Origin of the sequence: Legionella bozemanae (assembly GCF_001648595.1) — a bacterium.
GTDB lineage: Bacteria > Pseudomonadota > Gammaproteobacteria > Legionellales > Legionellaceae > Legionella > Legionella bozemanae.
This window is the reverse complement of the sequence record NZ_LBAW01000004.1, coordinates 47,256-62,830: the sequence shown is the minus strand read 5'-3', so window position 1 is coordinate 62,830 and position 15,575 is coordinate 47,256. Positions and strand designations below refer to the sequence as shown.

Below are 15,575 nucleotides of genomic sequence, written 5' to 3'. Positions count from 1 at the left end.
TTGTTGACGGAGCGACTGATGATTACTCTTAGAAATAAAATTGGTCAAATGTTGGTTATGGGATTTGAGGGCTGTGACCTTCATGACAAAAGTCCTGTAGCTGAGTGGCTTTCCACAGATGGATTAGGCGGCGTTTTGTTATTTGATCAAGATGCTTCTACGGGTATATATGGTAAAAATTTAAAAAACCAGGCGCAAATCAAACGTTTAACGCATCAACTTAATTATTATTCTGCAGAAATAAATTACAAAAATAATGGTTCGCCTTTATTAATTGCAATAGATTATGAAGGAGGAGCCATAGATCGATTGTCTCGGGTTGAAGGATGTATGCCGACTATGAGTGCGCATAGCATGGCCCAATTATCAGCTGAGGCTTTACAGGCTGAGTTAACTCAAATGGCATTTACATTAAAATCTTTGGGTTTTAATCTTAATTTTGCTCCAGTTGTTGATTTGCATTTACAAGATGAGCAAGGAATTATTGGAAGTTTACAGCGTAGTTTTTCAGCGGATCATAACGATGTAATTCATTTGGCCAAAAAATTTGTTGATGTCTTTTATCATCATGGTATTGCATGTTGTTACAAACATTTCCCAGGCCATGGTAGCGCGGTGGGCGATACTCATAAAGGATTTGTCGATGTTACAAAAACATTCCATAAAGAAGAGTTGGTTCCCTATTACCAATTAGTGCGCGATATTTATAAACCAATTATGATTATGACAGCACATGTAGTGAATAAGCAGTTGGATAATCAGGGGTTACCTGCAACCTTATCTCATGAAATTTTAACAGGTGTATTGCGTGAGACTATAGGCTATGATGGAGTAATCATTGCAGATGACTTACAAATGCAGGCAATCTCAGATCATTATTCGCTTGAAGATGCTTTATGTCTGACAATCAATGCTGGAGCAGATATGCTGATCTTTGCGAATCAATTGGCAAAAATTACGGCTCCTGAATTGATTGAGATCATTGAACGTTTGATTTTTGAGCAAAAAATAGAACAGCAGCGTATAGAAGATGCTTACCGCCGGATCATTCGTTTAAAGCAACAAATCAATTGTATTGAATTGGTTGATTAATCGTTTTTGCCATTTAAAATTTCTTGACGAACCTATCGAATGTGTTAGAATATTTCTCATTGCACATATTTTAATCATACAGGTGTAAGGTTATATGTTAACTCACTCGAATCAAACGACTCATCGTTCCACTCTCGCTCATTTTAAACTCCTTTCTTGTTGTTGCTAACCCACTCTTTTAATTCATTTTTTTTATTTTTTAAGGATCACCAACATGTGTGCAGCGCATCAACAAAAAAAATTTATTTTCAGCACTCCTTTGATTTACGCTTTAATGATAGGTTTGGGTATTGTGAGCGGGATGTCAAATATAGTTGTTTTGAAAGAGACTGGTTTATTGATTTCTGATTTGTTTATTAAGTTGTTCAAGTGCATTAGTTTACCCATTATTTCTTTATCGATAATTGTTACCTTGGCAAATTACAAAACTGATGGTTTCATGAAAAAAATTTGGCAACGAACGATTAAGTATACTTTTTCTACTACAATCGTAGCTGCAGTGATTAGCTGTTTGCTTTACATTTTAATTCAACCCAGCTCGGTTCAGGTTGATCTCGATGCACATACAGTCAAGTCAGCGAGTAGTTTAGGTTATTTAGGATATCTGGCAAATATTATACCTACCAATTTATTATCTCCTTTTCTTGAACAACAAGTAATGGGGGTATTGTTCTTAAGTATTATTATCGGTATTGCCGTGCGACAAATTCCTGATGAGGAGTCTCGTGAGACCATTACGCGTTTTTTCCGTGGTGCGCATGGTATGTTTTTAGTCATGACACGTTGGATTATCACAGTAATTCCATTGGGATTATTTGGCTTTATTACGTCAACCGTTGTGCAGTTGCGCTCGGGTATGGATATTAAAGGCATAGGTGAATATTTACTGATTGTTGTTTTAGCTAATTTAGTTCAAGGTTTTGTAGTATTACCTTTATGGTTAAAAAAGAATAAGATTCAGCCTTTTGCCGCAATGCGCTCCATGCTTCCTGCATTATCAGTAGCTTTTTTCTCCAAGTCTTCAGTAGGGACATTACCTGTCACAATGAATACTATAGAAAAGAATTTGCAGGTAAAACCATCGGTAAGTCGTTTTGTTTTACCTTTATGCACCAGTATTAATATGAATGGTTGTGCCGCCTTTATTTTTGCTACAGTGATTTATTTAATGCAGAATCACGGTATGCCAATTTCTTATGGCACAATGGTTTTATGGGTGTTCGTTGCCACAGTAGCTGCTATTGGAAATGCCGGTGTACCTATGGGATGTTTTTTTCTGAGCATTAGTTTGTTATCCAGCATGAATGTCCCTATTGTGCTTATGGGGGTTATTTTACCTTTCTATGGTTTAATTGATATGCTGGAAACTGCTTTAAATGTTTGGTCTGATGCATGTGTGACTAAGATTGTGAATGATAAAGCCATTGCTGAGGAACAAGGTGAATTAAAGCCCCGAAAGGTATCTGCATTTGAACCGGAGTTGGGTTAGGGGTATTTGTATGTAGCCTGGGTGCAGCGAAGCGGAACCCGGGATCAGTCATGCTGCATTTCCCGGGTTCCGCTTCGCTGCACCCAGGCTACTTTTTATTCATAATTTTACGAAGCGACCTCAGAATAGTTTTCTTCACTGCCAATTGTTCCCGCTCGCTTCAAGCATCGATGATTTTCATAGGGTTCACAGAAATGTGAAAAATATTGTTTCAAGTTCGAGACAAATATTTCCTCATTATCCATAAGAAAAATTTTTTCAGGCAGTAGTTCAACATAATTTGAATCTCTTAAGACCGCTTTATAAATAGAGCTTGCATGTGAAGAAACCCATTTATCCAGGAAGGGAAGTATTTTATCAGGATCAGGAGTAAAGAAATTTTGATAAATATCACTAAATAACTTATTTTTCATTTCGTAATTGCTTTTGAAATAGAAACTACTATGGTCTTTTCTATATTCCGTAAAAGGAGGTCTATTGGGTTTTTTTTTCATTCCTGCAGCAATCTCTAAGGAAATGACGAGACCTTTTGCAGATTCAATTTTGTATTGTGTTCCTAACAGATCTGCACCATTATATTCACTGAGATAGGATTCCAAGTACGTAATTGCTTCATCACTTAAAGGGTCAAAATAACTGTTGATAATGAATTGGGTTGCCAATTTAGTTTCTGGGTTATAATAACAACTAATATAAATTGCATAAGAAAATTTTTCATTTACTATATGTTGTACTAAGATTTTATCAATTTGATCATTCACCTCATCGCAAGAAAATTGCTGGCTTTCTATATTTTTCTCCATACGAATGATTTGAGTAGGATATTCAATGCTGCGGGTAAGCAACTTATTTTGTTTTAAATTTTCTGTTTCGTTAGAGTATGTGATGACATGGCTGTTTTTATTCTCCGGATTTTGTGAAATGGTTAAAGTAGTAACATCATCTTGAGTCTGGCTGAAACTATATAGTGGTATTAAAATGAGGGAAGTAACCAAATAATTAACTTTCATAAAACACTCCTTTTTTGTCAGCCCCAGCATTGCGTCCTGCAAAAAAATCAAAATTTTTTACTGGGTACTTTGAGTATAGATGAGTGGGTGAAAATTACTCTAAATGTTCATTAGACTTCTTCCCAAACGCTACTGAGGAGGCGGATTGTTTCATCGATGTGGTGCTCAAATTCTCATGTGACTGCGTGTACACTCCGGTTTTCCGCTCCGCGTCTCCTTGCACGTCACTCCCTTCGGACTTATTTATGAGTATTACCATTTTGTACCCTTTTCTCAATTTTGTTGGTTTATTTTATTAAGGATACACAGCCTGATTAAGATACAACATTTATATCCAAGAGATGGCAGACACTTATATACAAATAAGACAAGTATGATAATATTTAAGCGCACTTAAATGGAGATTGGGTCAGTTCATGTTTATGAGCAGACTTTTTATATATTTTAATTTTTAGGGAATAAAATGAAAAAGATATACGCAATTGTTAGTCCTGCATACACCAAGGTAGGTGATGGTTTTTCCGATTTGGCTTCTTATTTAGTTTCTCCTTTCCACGCAATGACGTATGAACAAGTTTGTGGTTACTCATTAGGTCATGAAGTTGTTTTTTCAGAAACGCTTGAAGCGGCTAAAAAGATCTTGGAGGATGGGATCAAGGGTACAAAATTAGATGCCAAAACTGCGATTCAAAAAGCCATTCTCGAGTTAGAGACAAATGACAAGGAAGAAATTATTGGGTTTAGCAAGATTTATACGGCCGATTTTGATAAACGCTTTGAACAAGCGGAAGATCATTTTTTTAAGGCAGTTCGAATTCCCAAATGGAATGAACGCACAATTGATGCTAAAAAAGATGCTACCCCGGATGCACTTGCTGAACTGTTCACGCAGTATGAACGAAGTAAAAAAACAGTTACTGAACACGCTTCGATGTAGCATTAACGTAGCCTGGGTGCAGTGAAGCGAAACCCAGGAAATCTACGAAAGCTCTCCGGCTTTCGCTTCACTGCACCCAGGCTACCAATCTATAACTTATCAGGTAAAAACCCCCCAGCCTGCATCTGCCACATACGGCTGTAATGACTTGGTATTTTAATGAGTTCCTCATGTGAACCATCTTCGATGATACGACCTTTTTCAAAGACCAAGATCCGATCCATTTCAGATAATGTAGAGAGTCGGTGGGCAATAACAATCGTCGTTCTATTTTGCATTAACACATGCAAACCATCCTGAATTAATTTTTCAGTCAGTGAATCCAAGGCAGAGGTCGCTTCATCCAGAATCAGAATGGGTGCATTTTTTAACATAGCTCTGGCAATAGCAATCCGCTGTCGTTGTCCTCCCGATAACTTAATGCCGCGTTCACCAACTAAGGCATTATATTTTTCAGGAAGTCGGGAAATGAATTCATGGCAGTGTGCTTTTTTTGATGCAGAAATGATTTCTGCATCCGTTGCATCAATGCGGCCATAGCGAATATTCTCCATTAAAGTGCGATGAAATAGCGTCACATCCTGAGGAATCATCGCAATGTTTTCGCGTAATGACTCTTGGGTAACATCGCAAATATTTTTTCCATCAATCAAAATTTTCCCCGCTTCTACGTCAAACAAACGGAGAATCAAATTAACAAAAGTGCTTTTTCCAGAGCCCGATAAACCCACAAGACCAATTTTTTGTCCAGGCTCTATGACTACGGATTTATTTTTAAAAAGATGCGCTCCGTCATCATAGTGAAAACTCACATTTCTAAATTCAATATGACCTTGAGTGACAATTAGAGGTTGTGCATTGGGTTTATCAGTAATCTCATGTGGCTCTGAAAGCAAGGTTAGGGCTTGCCTGCATTTACCTAGTTCTTCTGCAAAAAGTACAAATTGACTTGCCAGATACCATAAATTATAAAAAATGCTGATTGATAATGAGATAATAAAACTAAAATCACCGATTGATACTTGGTTTTTACTGTACATAATGACCAACATATATAAATTTGCAGCAATCAGCACGATGATACTTGCATCCCAAAAAGTACGCATTTTCAAAATAGTCCATTGCATGCTCTGATCTTTATCTGTGGTATCTTGAGCTGTATTTCGAATTAATTCATTCTCGTAGCTTGCTCTGGAAAACAAACGCAAGTTTGTAATATTGCTGATGCTATCAACAATTTTCCCGACTAATGTCGTTTTACTGGTAGCAAACAAATTGGACAGATCCTGGACCGGTTTGAAATAAATCATGGCAATTCCCAAAAATATACTCGCCCAAATAAGTAAAATTAAGGCGAATACAGGATGCACAAGCAGCATGCTGATAATTGCAATGATGAGACCAACAATTTGGGCTGCTGCATCATCGATCGTTGTGAATATCGCTATGGTGCCTGCAGTCATATCAGAAATTTTATTGGATAAACTTCCTGCAAAGTTATTTTGAAAAAAGCGATGTGAATGCTGATTCAAATAAGCAAACATGTGATTCACCAAATCATAACGGATGTAGGGGAATAACTTTAAACGAAACCAATCTGAAAGACGCATATCAATTGCAATCAAAATCCATAGTGTAATGTATATGATGACGTTGGGTTTTATCGCATTAAATACAGCTGCTTTATCGCCTGAATAGGCAGCAACCTTATCAATGATAAGTTTTAACATATAAGGTGAAAGTGAATTATTAATTCCCCAATATGCAGCAGTAAATAATAATCCAATAACACACCCTTTATAGGGCTTTACCAGATTAAGAAAAAATTTGCTTAGTGAAATGTCTTTTTTATTCATACTTTTTACTCGGTTTTCGCTACAATTCAGATCTGTTTGCATGTCGCTACTTAAGTCAAAATAGTGGAAATGCAAACAGGCCCTATATGGATCTTAATAACCCATCTTTAATTTCATATTCGTCAGTTACTTCAATAGCACTCAAAAAATCAGGGTCATGAGAAATCACAATCATGGCACCAGGATAAACTTTGAGCACCTGGATTACATGAGCTCGAGTTTCTCTATCCAGGTTGTTGGTTATTTCATCCAAAACAAGTAGCTTGGGTGTAATTGCCGCAATTTGTGCCAAGGAAAGTCTGGCTTTTTCTCCACCGGATAAGGTTGAAACTAACGCATTAATTTCTTCATTTTTTCGAAATAAAAAATCATTTAAATAGCTCCTAATTTCGTTATAGGATTTATCCGTTAAGAAATAGCTTATAACGTCCCATACCGTCTTCTCTGATGGCAGATTGTTGTAATGCTGGTCTAGATAACCAATCTCATGTGTGTGGGGTACAGCCCAGGCTCCTTCTTTTATTACCGCTTTATTGTTCAAAATGGCCTTGAGCAAAGTGGATTTACCGGAGCCATTGTTCCCATGAATCGCAATCCGTTCGCATGCTTTTATTGAGAAACTCAATTCCCGCAGAATAGAATTATTTTGCTCATAACCGACAGTACCCTCACTGACTGTCACTAAAGTTTGATTGGTTTCTACCCCATGCACAGCAAATTTAGGATGAATGACTTCAGGTACGTAAAGTGCAGATAAACGCTGAGTTAATTCTTGTTTCTTTTGATTGATTGCACTTTTTTTACGACCCGAGGTCTCTTGCGCATTTCTTGCTTTGCTCTGCGAAACGATGGTAGGCCACTTTCTTTGCTGGATGTGTTTTTCACCTTGAGTTCTACTGCTCTTAGCCCGTGCCTGTTCTCTCATCATGTCTGAGTGGATTTGTTTTTTCTGACGTATCAGATCTGCAATTTCACCTTCAATTGTACTGCGTTGAATATTGATTTCTCGTAAATAATCCTCATAACATCCCGTAAAGACACGTACTTCAGCATCATCTATATGCCAAATCGTATCTATAGTGGATTGCAATAATTCAATATCATGAGTCACCATAATCAAAGTGTTCCGATAGTCAGCAAGCATTCTCATCAAAGAGCGGCGATTGGTACGATCCAAGTGATTACTGGGTTCATCAAGCATCAAAAGATCAGGATCGGAGGCTAGTGCCTGAGTTAATAATTTATGAAAACGTTGCCCTCCGCTTAATGAATCAAATTCTTCAATAATTTGTGGCACATAACCTATGTTTAATTCTTTAGGGAAACAGATGTCACCGTCAGTTGGTTCAAGTATTCCTGCAAGTAATTTAAGTAGGGTAGATTTTCCAGAACCGTTACGCCCAATAATCGCGATACGACTGCCATAAGAAATTTGGCCGCCAAAGTCCACAAAACATGTTTTATGGGGAAAAGAAAGACAAAGATCTTTAAATTGAATTGGTTTATGCATCATGTAACTCACTTAAGTAGTGCAAATAGGCAGTTAGTGCAACTGCTACCGTCATTGCCCCGTGTTTAGGGCGTACTTAAGAGATTATGTCCATGATGTGTTTAAGCCTCTTTAATGATGTGCTTGTTTGATAGTGGGTATAATAATAACCGATTGCATGATTATCTGTCAATAATCTAGGAAAAGGTATCTCATAGCATGATTAAAATTAAAATGCCTACGTTTCGCGTTTTATGCACGGCAAGTAGGCAAAAATGAAAAGGAAAACTTATATGATTTCTTCCAGGTGAGGAATAAGCTCCTTGCAATGTCTCATTACTCTTTGCTCTTCGGGAGGTAACTGCAAATAATCTCCATATTGTTGAATAAGAAATATTTCTGCATTTTGTGGAATATTAAATTTTTTGGTCTCAAACGCAACACGTTGTAAAGGATATATTTCATCTTTTTTGATTAAATTTCTTCCTACGCAATTATAACCTCGTCCTATATAAGGGCTCCTACTGGTATTTGCTTGATGAATAATTTTTTGCAAACACAACTCAAGTAGAGACTTGGGAATAAAAGAGGCTACAGCTTTATAAAAGGCAGGATAGTGCCCTATTTTTACTTTACTGTATTTGGTACTTAACAAACGTGAGAGCTTTTTAGCATAGAATTTATATCGCTTGCGTTGTTTGGGATCTACAGGCATGGTGTCATAGACAAAAACGTCAATAAAGATACCTTGAATGTAAGGCTCATTACCTTTTTCGTGTTTTTCAATAAAACGGCTGGAGCGATCCCTGATTTTTAAAGGGGTAGCCATATTAAAATAGCCTGGATCGCTATGAATTGTTTGTAGCCACATCCAGTCTGGGATTTCTGCTGGCGCTACACGTAAAAATTGTTCATAGCTAGCACGTGGCATGGCAATATCCACATCGTCGTCCCAGGGGATAAAACCTTGATGCCGAACAGCCCCTAAAAGGGTTCCCGCGTCAAGCCAATAGTCCAAACCATGTTTAAGACAAATCGTATCCACTACCTCAAGCATGGCAAGCATCTTTAATTGAGCTTGGCGCAACCTGCCATCTTGAAACGCTGTGTCCGCTGAATAAGGACTTGGATTCTTTGCTAATGTCATGAATTATTTTTCTTCCCAAATGACAACCGAAGATATATTAGCAAAATAATTTAAAATCATTAACTATAATAAGACAAAAAAATGAGATAAAAACTTGAATAAACTGATATTTAATTGTTTTAAAGTAAGTGTCTCAACGTTATAAAAAATGCTTTTGTCTAAAATGAGGAGGAATCTCTAGTGCGGTTATTTATGGATGTTGGCCCTATGTTAATCCAATATAAAGAAGCGGATCCTCTGGCGCGGCGTGTTATGATGCAGGAAATAATTGCAGGTATCAAAAAGCTTCCCGGCCAAGTAATTCATCAAAGTCAAGCAAAGACTCATTATAAAGTTTTAGCTTATGCAGCGACATTCATTAATTACGCTGATGTTTTGCAACGTATGGAGAACCAACAATATTTTGATATTTTATTAGATTTCTATGATATGGAAATGGATGAACAATTAAGTTCTTGGTTTGAGTTTGGTAAAACACCAGGTCAGATGAGGTTGAAACTTCCAATTCATGAATATACACCAGAGATTTGGAAAAAATTTCGTGTGGCACAAAAAGTCCATTTGAAGAAAACCAATAAATCACATCTTTTTAACTTGGATGAACTTGATATTTATCATCCTCCAGCTACTCAGTTATATCCTATTCAAATTCAAATGGGGGGCAAGCTTGAAAATGAAGCAGTAGATAGAATCCATACCGATGCACAGGGACGAATCCGTTTTGCGCAACAGCACGGATTTTATCTTTTGCCAGGAGGAGGGATGATTGAAATAACGAGCGCCGCTAAAATTGATGATTTGCAGCGCAAAATGTTGGAAGAGCATCTGGAGGAAGAACATGCAAATCTTTATATCAAGGCGAAAGAGTTATATGATCAATTAACTCCGGATGATTTTAATGCCGCATTAACAAAAGCATTTTCAAGTAAGCAAGTACTCTCTTTGTCTGCAGCGCTGCGCGGTTGGTTGCATGAGCAAATTTTAATCGAAGAAAGCAATGCGATGCGCCTCCAAACAATTATTGGTAAGCTTGATCAACAAATAAAGGAAGCAAAGAAGAATCTACAACAGAACCACGCTAAAGAAAGTCAAGCGAAAAAGCAGCATCTACTTAAGTCACTTATTGAATTACGTGCTATTGTTCAGGTTCAGACATTTGAATTAACCTTATTATTTACCGAAGCATTACACTACATAAAGAAAAATACGATTTGCGTTGATATTCAACAGTATCTGGATACCCGAGTTCTGGGTGGTTCGCAAATATCTCACAGCTTTATCATGAAGGGGCAGCCTTTAGAAGAATGGTTTGCTATACGGTTTAATGGGATTGATGGTGAATTTGGCGATGATATTTCAGGTTCTGAAATTGAACGATTGACGTTACTTGAAGCATTAAGCAAATTTAGAAAGATTAAATTTTCTCATATATTGATTGGATTAGCCGCTTATGAGGAATGCCTCGATAATGGAACATTACGTACTGAAAACATCTGGAATGAGGCTCAATTTGCAGATGCGTGCCAAGTGATGCTTGCAGAGGCGAGTAAGTTTGTATAATGTAACCCTTTATATTATGTGGCCTGGGTGCAGCGCAGCGGAACCCGGGTTAAAAATGAGTGGATATTTTCCCGGGTTCCGCTGCGCTGCACCAGAATATACGATATTTTAATAAAAGCAGCATTGATTTATCAAAAATTAAAAACGAAAATAACCCTTCAATTTTTCGCTAGCAATTTATATTTTGAAATGAGCTTTCTATGTCAAATGCTTTAAATCGTTATTATCTACAGGCTATGGGAATAGACCTCTGGGAATTACGCCAGTCTCATTCTTCATGCGGGCAGGATTTATCAGCATTAGCAAAAGAAGTAGCTGCCTGTACTCGTTGTTCTTTACATAAAACCCGCACACAAACTGTTTTTTTTCGCGGCAGTGCGAAAGCAAAACTGATGATTATTGGTGAGGCTCCAGGCTTTTATGAGGATAAACAAGGGCTTCCCTTTGTAGGTAAAGCAGGAAGTTTGCTCAATCAAATGTTGCAAGGCATTGAGATAGTTGAAGAAGAAGTTTACATTGCCAATGTTTTGAAATGCAGGCCGCCCAATAACCGAGATCCTCAGTTGGATGAAATTGTTCAATGCAGCCCTTATCTTGCCCGTCAAATTGAGTTGATTCAACCCCATTTGATCTTGGCTTTGGGACGTTTTGCAGGGCAATTCTTACTGAATAAACCGCTTCCTTTGAAACACTTACGTAATACATTACATCACTACAATAATATTCCATTCATGGTAACCTATCATCCTGCTTATCTCTTACGTAATCCAGCCGATAAGAAAAAGGCATATCTTGATTTATTAACTGTAAAAAAATTTCTAGCAGAGAAGAATTCCTAAAAACTTTGTTTGAATAGAAATTGGAATATTTGATAGGTATTTCTACGTATTGATGCTATTTAAATACATATTTTATAATGTTCCATAGATTCAGTAATTGTATTAATTACAAAAGGTCACAGATAGGAAAGAAATATGGCTCAACACAAACGCATTTTTATTGTCGGTCTACCAGGGGCTGGTAAGGGATTATTTGCAAAATTATTGGCTGAAAAACTGGGCTGGCAGTTTATCGATGCTGATCTTGGAATTGAGTATCATTTTGGGCGTACTTTAAATGAGATTGTGGGGGCGCAGGGGCAAAAGGATTTTTACCAATGCCAATATGATCTATTGAATGCGCTGAAAATAAAAGAAAATATAGTAGTAGCCACTGAAGCAAGTATTATCTGCAATGAGCCAATTCGACAATTGTTGTCTTCAGAGTTCGTCGTATTTTTACAGGTGAGTACTGCAATACAAATAGGGCGGATTTCGCGCAATTCTCCGCCATTATTATCGACTGAGCTCGAAACATTTTTTGAGACACTTCACGCAGAACGCGATCGGTTATTCGAAAATGTAGCGAGTATCTCGCTTGATACCGATGATAATGCACTGGAAAAACATGTATTAATCGCTTTTGAGCATGTTGCTGAAAATAAAACAGGAGAATCCATGCCAGTCAAATTAAATGAGAAGGATATGATGCTGTTTCATAAATCGTCACATCTTCCGATACGCTTATCAGAACATCAAGCAGTCTGCCTTAGATTACTTGCCCAAGGAAAAAGTTCAAAAGAAATTGCACGTGATATGAATATTTCTTATAGAACTGTGGAAGGTACTCTGGCCAAGGTAATGGAATTATTAGGATGTTCCTCCAGTAAGGAATTGATTGTTTTGTATCATGATAAGCCTTAATAAAACCAGGATAGCTCTCTACCATGCTCTAAGATTAAAATACCTACGTTCGGCACTTTATACGCGGAATCCAGCTCTGGTCTTCATGCAGAGTGGCTGGATGCTGTATATAAAGCACGGCAAGTAGGCTTTTCCTTGCACAATCTACTACATCAACCCTTTTTCTAAGTTTCATCCACGCACATTATTGAAAATAATACTATAATTTACATCAGCACCTGCTTAAATCGCAGCAAAAAAGCGTTATTGAATGGGATCAAAAGGAATTTGACCATGAAAGGAACTGAAAAAAAGAATGCGGCCTCAACTCGATTAAGCTTAAAGAATCAATTTGAACCCCCATCTGAGATTAATAATTCCCAATATTCACTCTATAAAAATAAATTGGATGATTTTTTTTATCATGTAAATAAATTGTATCAGGCAAATCTCGGTAAAATTACAATGGGGATGAGTCCTGCAGTAATTGGAACTGCTCATTGTGCTTGGCTTTTGCAATTAGCTCAATCGCCAGGCCACTTATTGGCGTTGGCTTTTTATCCTATCCTACATATCGATGAATTTTGGGCACATCTATTGTGTGATAAACAACCAGCGCAAGGACAAGATGTTCGTTTTCATAAAGAGAATTGGCAATTGATGCCATGGCGTTTGTATGCAGAAGTTTTTCTCCAGATTGAAGAGTGGATGTGTCATGCAACACGAAAAGTTCCTGGACTGTCCAAGCGATCAGAACGCACGGTTTCTTTTTGTATTCGTCAGTTACTTGATGCTTTATCGCCTTCCAATTTTGTAATGACCAATCCCGATCTTTTTTATGAAACAATTCGTTGTGGTGGGATTAATTTGATTCAAGGCACAGAGATTGCTGTGGAACATATGCTAAGAAGATTGGCTGGTTTGCCTCCCCCTGGTGCTGGAAAGTTCAAACCAGGCAAGAATGTTGCGATTACTCCAGGAAAAGTAGTATTTACGAACCATTTGATTGAATTAATTCAATATGAACCAAAAACTGAAACTGTTTTTAAAGAGCCAATACTGATATTACCCGCATGGATAATGAAATATTATATTCTGGATTTATCACCTGGAAATTCTTTGGTTAAATGGCTTGTTGAGCAAGGGCATACGGTTTTTATTGTTTCCTGGCGCAATCCGGATGAGAAAGACCGTGATTTAGGGATGGATGATTATTATCGTTTAGGTGCAATGGCAGCAATCGACGCGGTAAGCAACATTTTACCTAAGGCAAAAATTCATTTGATGGGATATTGTCTTGGTGGAACTCTGGCAATGATTACCGCTGCTGCTATGGCAAGAGATAAAGATAATCGTCTTAAAAGCCTTTCGCTTCTGGCAGCACAAGGGGATTTTACAAAGGCAGGGGAGCTCATGTTGTTCATCACTGAAAGTGAAATAGCATTTCTTAAAAACATGATGTGGGAAAAAGGATACCTTGATCCCAAACATATGGCAGGATCTTTTCAGATGTTGCGCACCTACGATCTGATTTGGTCAAAAATGATTGATGATTACATGACCGGTAAAAAGCGTGGCATGATCGATCTGCTTGCTTGGAACGCGGATGCGACTCGGATGCCTTACAAGATGCATACAGAATATCTTGAGAAACTTTTTCTGCAAAATGATTTTGCAGAGGGACATTTTCGTGTTGAGGATGAAATGGTAGCGCCGAGGAATGTTCATTTACCTATTTTTTCTGTGAGCACAGAACATGACCATATTGCTCCTTGGGAGTCTGTATATAAAATCCACCTGATGATGCATACAGATATTACCTTTGTGTTAGCAAGTGGTGGCCACAATGCAGGAATTGTCAGTGAACCTAACCACCCTGGACGCTATTATTCTATTCTTGCAAGCAAAAAAAACATGCCTTATCTAGGACCTAAAAAATGGTTGGCCAAAGCGAAAAAAAGAGAGGGCTCCTGGTGGTTTGCTTGGCATGAATGGTTAGTAGATAACAGTTCGCAACGACGTGTTTCGCCACCGAAGCTTGACTCCTCATTACCTTCTGCACCAGGAAGATACGTGATGCAAAAATGAAGTGAGTTCAAGATACTTATTTTCAACAAATTGAATCTTGGTTACTGTGATAAGATGTGTTAAATTTGTCTTTTGGCACTTTTTTGGATCTCTATGATGAATAAAATTTCAATTACAACAGTAGCTTGTTTTATTATTTCAGTTTCAGTAAATGCATTCGCAGATATGCCTCATCTTAAGGTTAACTTTAAAAAAATGTATTGTGGCAATCAGGAGTTTTTAGGAAATAGCGCGTCAAAAAGGCCGCATTTGCATTGTGGTGAAACTTTTATTGCTTACAAAAAAGCAAGTGGCGATCATTTAAATATCACAGAATTCGGAACGTGCAGTCGAACCGACGTGGTTTTTGATGATATTAAAGCGAATAAAAATGCATTTGCAGACTATCAAGGTATTTATAATGCGCTCGTATCATTCCATCAAGCAGGTTGCCCAAATCAACTAGCATCCAAGTAATGCTGTAGCCTGGGTGCAGCGCAGCGAAACCCGGGAAAAATTTATGATAGAAACCCGGGTTTCGCTGCGCTGCACCCGGGCTACAATAAAACGATTACTCCAATAATTTCAGAACGTTCTCAGGCGGTCGCCCGATGATGGCTTTTTCTTTAGAGGTAACTATAGGACGTTGCATTAATATGGGTTCTTTGACCATCGCCTGTAACACTTGATTTTCATTATCCAATGATAATCCCAGCTCTTTAAAAACAGGCTCATCAGTTCGCACAAAATCTTTAAGTGCAAAGTGAGCTCTTAAGCTTTTTAATTGCTCGAGATTAAGCGGGGTTTTAAGGTATTCAACAATAACGGGCTCTACACCTTTACTCTGAAGAAGTTCCAAAGTTTTTCTTGATTTGGAGCATCGAGGATTGTGATAGATTATAATTTCTTCCATATTTTTCAAGTTCTTGTGAGATAAATTTGAACTATAACATGATCTTTGCGTTTTCTCCTTATTTTAATTTCTATCCGGAATAATGATAAGCGTAGCCCAACAAAATTGCTCAGAATTTTGGTTCAACCTACTTATAAGTTCAAAATCCTTAAGTGAGACCATTAAGTTAACAATCGCTTATTGACTCCAAGACATAACTTTTTTACTGATATCTAGCCCAACCCCAGTAATAATGTAGACAAGTATCTATGTTTGTTCTATATTGTAGATATGTAACTACATTTTAAGGATTAA

The 15,575-nt window shown here is 37.5% G+C and carries 13 protein-coding genes; 8 read left to right on the top strand and 5 right to left on the bottom strand.

Going from position 1 to position 15,575, the window contains the following annotated elements; genetic code table 11:
- The first annotated feature begins 18 nt into the window (after nucleotides 1-18).
- Nucleotides 19-1,092, top strand: a complete 1,074-nt coding sequence (locus A8O27_RS04665; protein WP_058460195.1) for a glycoside hydrolase family 3 N-terminal domain-containing protein — start codon at nucleotides 19-21, stop codon at nucleotides 1,090-1,092.
- 214 nt (nucleotides 1,093-1,306) lie between these two features.
- Nucleotides 1,307-2,581: a dicarboxylate/amino acid:cation symporter gene (locus tag A8O27_RS04660; RefSeq protein ID WP_058460196.1), complete on the top strand. Its 1,275-nt coding sequence runs from the start codon at nucleotides 1,307-1,309 to the stop codon at nucleotides 2,579-2,581.
- 107 nt (nucleotides 2,582-2,688) lie between these two features.
- Here the strand turns inward: A8O27_RS04660 and A8O27_RS04655 are convergent, their stop codons facing one another.
- The gene (locus tag A8O27_RS04655; RefSeq protein WP_058460197.1) at nucleotides 2,689-3,591 is read right to left on the bottom strand and encodes an Lpg0189 family type II secretion system effector; all 903 of its coding nucleotides are present in this window, start codon (nucleotides 3,589-3,591) and stop codon (nucleotides 2,689-2,691) included.
- Between the two features lie 463 nt (nucleotides 3,592-4,054).
- On the opposite strand from A8O27_RS04655, the gene A8O27_RS04650 reads away from it, so the two are divergent.
- Nucleotides 4,055-4,528 (top strand): hypothetical protein, encoded by a 474-nt coding sequence (locus tag A8O27_RS04650; protein WP_058460198.1) that lies wholly within the window; start codon nucleotides 4,055-4,057, stop codon nucleotides 4,526-4,528.
- Between the two features lie 89 nt (nucleotides 4,529-4,617).
- Here A8O27_RS04650 and A8O27_RS04645 read toward each other — a convergent pair whose 3' ends face one another.
- The 3 genes from A8O27_RS04645 to A8O27_RS04635 all read right to left on the bottom strand — a co-directional run bounded on the left by A8O27_RS04645 (nucleotide 4,618) and on the right by A8O27_RS04635 (nucleotide 9,020).
- Nucleotides 4,618-6,384: an ABC transporter ATP-binding protein gene (locus tag A8O27_RS04645; protein ID WP_058460554.1), complete on the bottom strand. Its 1,767-nt coding sequence runs from the start codon at nucleotides 6,382-6,384 to the stop codon at nucleotides 4,618-4,620.
- Nucleotides 6,385-6,466: 82 nt separating this feature from the next.
- Nucleotides 6,467-7,897, bottom strand: a complete 1,431-nt coding sequence (locus A8O27_RS04640; RefSeq protein WP_058460199.1) for an ABC-F family ATP-binding cassette domain-containing protein — start codon at nucleotides 7,895-7,897, stop codon at nucleotides 6,467-6,469.
- Nucleotides 7,898-8,162: 265 nt separating this feature from the next.
- Nucleotides 8,163-9,020, bottom strand: a complete 858-nt coding sequence (locus A8O27_RS04635) for a LicD family protein (protein ID WP_058460200.1) — start codon at nucleotides 9,018-9,020, stop codon at nucleotides 8,163-8,165.
- 180 nt (nucleotides 9,021-9,200) lie between these two features.
- Between A8O27_RS04635 and A8O27_RS04630 the strand changes: the two genes are divergently transcribed.
- The 5 genes from A8O27_RS04630 (at nucleotide 9,201) to A8O27_RS04610 (ending at nucleotide 14,845) form a co-directional block, all read left to right on the top strand.
- Entirely contained in the window at nucleotides 9,201-10,580 is a 1,380-nt protein-coding gene (locus tag A8O27_RS04630) for a hypothetical protein (protein ID WP_235810549.1), read from the top strand.
- A 200-nt stretch (nucleotides 10,581-10,780) separates the two neighbouring features.
- Nucleotides 10,781-11,419, top strand: a complete 639-nt coding sequence (locus A8O27_RS04625) for a uracil-DNA glycosylase (RefSeq protein ID WP_058460202.1) — start codon at nucleotides 10,781-10,783, stop codon at nucleotides 11,417-11,419.
- Nucleotides 11,420-11,554: 135 nt separating this feature from the next.
- Nucleotides 11,555-12,322, top strand: a complete 768-nt coding sequence (locus A8O27_RS04620) for a shikimate kinase (protein WP_058460203.1) — start codon at nucleotides 11,555-11,557, stop codon at nucleotides 12,320-12,322.
- Nucleotides 12,323-12,595: 273 nt separating this feature from the next.
- Nucleotides 12,596-14,389, top strand: coding sequence for a PHA/PHB synthase family protein (locus A8O27_RS04615; RefSeq protein WP_058460204.1), 1,794 nt, complete (start codon nucleotides 12,596-12,598; stop codon nucleotides 14,387-14,389).
- 93 nt (nucleotides 14,390-14,482) lie between these two features.
- Complete coding sequence (locus A8O27_RS04610; RefSeq protein ID WP_235810550.1) at nucleotides 14,483-14,845, top strand: hypothetical protein; 363 nt, start codon at nucleotides 14,483-14,485, stop codon at nucleotides 14,843-14,845.
- A gap of 94 nt (nucleotides 14,846-14,939) precedes the next feature.
- On the opposite strand, the gene arsC is transcribed toward A8O27_RS04610, so the two are convergent.
- Nucleotides 14,940-15,281, bottom strand: coding sequence for an arsenate reductase (glutaredoxin) (gene arsC / locus A8O27_RS04605; protein ID WP_058460206.1), 342 nt, complete (start codon nucleotides 15,279-15,281; stop codon nucleotides 14,940-14,942).
- Nucleotides 15,282-15,575 lie beyond the last annotated feature (294 nt).

What these genes read in the sequence shown, in the direction of transcription:
- A8O27_RS04640 (WP_058460199.1), bottom strand. Translation starts at nt 7,897, where the DNA reads ATGATGCATAAACCAATTCAATTTAAAGATCTTTGTCTTTCTTTTCCC.
- A8O27_RS04665 (WP_058460195.1), top strand. Translation starts at nt 19, where the DNA reads ATGATTACTCTTAGAAATAAAATTGGTCAAATGTTGGTTATGGGATTT.
- A8O27_RS04650 (WP_058460198.1), top strand. Translation starts at nt 4,055, where the DNA reads ATGAAAAAGATATACGCAATTGTTAGTCCTGCATACACCAAGGTAGGT.
- A8O27_RS04625 (WP_058460202.1), top strand. Translation starts at nt 10,781, where the DNA reads ATGTCAAATGCTTTAAATCGTTATTATCTACAGGCTATGGGAATAGAC.
- arsC (WP_058460206.1), bottom strand. Translation starts at nt 15,281, where the DNA reads ATGGAAGAAATTATAATCTATCACAATCCTCGATGCTCCAAATCAAGA.
- A8O27_RS04615 (WP_058460204.1), top strand. Translation starts at nt 12,596, where the DNA reads ATGAAAGGAACTGAAAAAAAGAATGCGGCCTCAACTCGATTAAGCTTA.
- A8O27_RS04660 (WP_058460196.1), top strand. Translation starts at nt 1,307, where the DNA reads ATGTGTGCAGCGCATCAACAAAAAAAATTTATTTTCAGCACTCCTTTG.
- A8O27_RS04610 (WP_235810550.1), top strand. Translation starts at nt 14,483, where the DNA reads ATGATGAATAAAATTTCAATTACAACAGTAGCTTGTTTTATTATTTCA.
- A8O27_RS04635 (WP_058460200.1), bottom strand. Translation starts at nt 9,020, where the DNA reads ATGACATTAGCAAAGAATCCAAGTCCTTATTCAGCGGACACAGCGTTT.
- A8O27_RS04645 (WP_058460554.1), bottom strand. Translation starts at nt 6,384, where the DNA reads ATGAATAAAAAAGACATTTCACTAAGCAAATTTTTTCTTAATCTGGTA.
- A8O27_RS04655 (WP_058460197.1), bottom strand. Translation starts at nt 3,591, where the DNA reads ATGAAAGTTAATTATTTGGTTACTTCCCTCATTTTAATACCACTATAT.
- A8O27_RS04620 (WP_058460203.1), top strand. Translation starts at nt 11,555, where the DNA reads ATGGCTCAACACAAACGCATTTTTATTGTCGGTCTACCAGGGGCTGGT.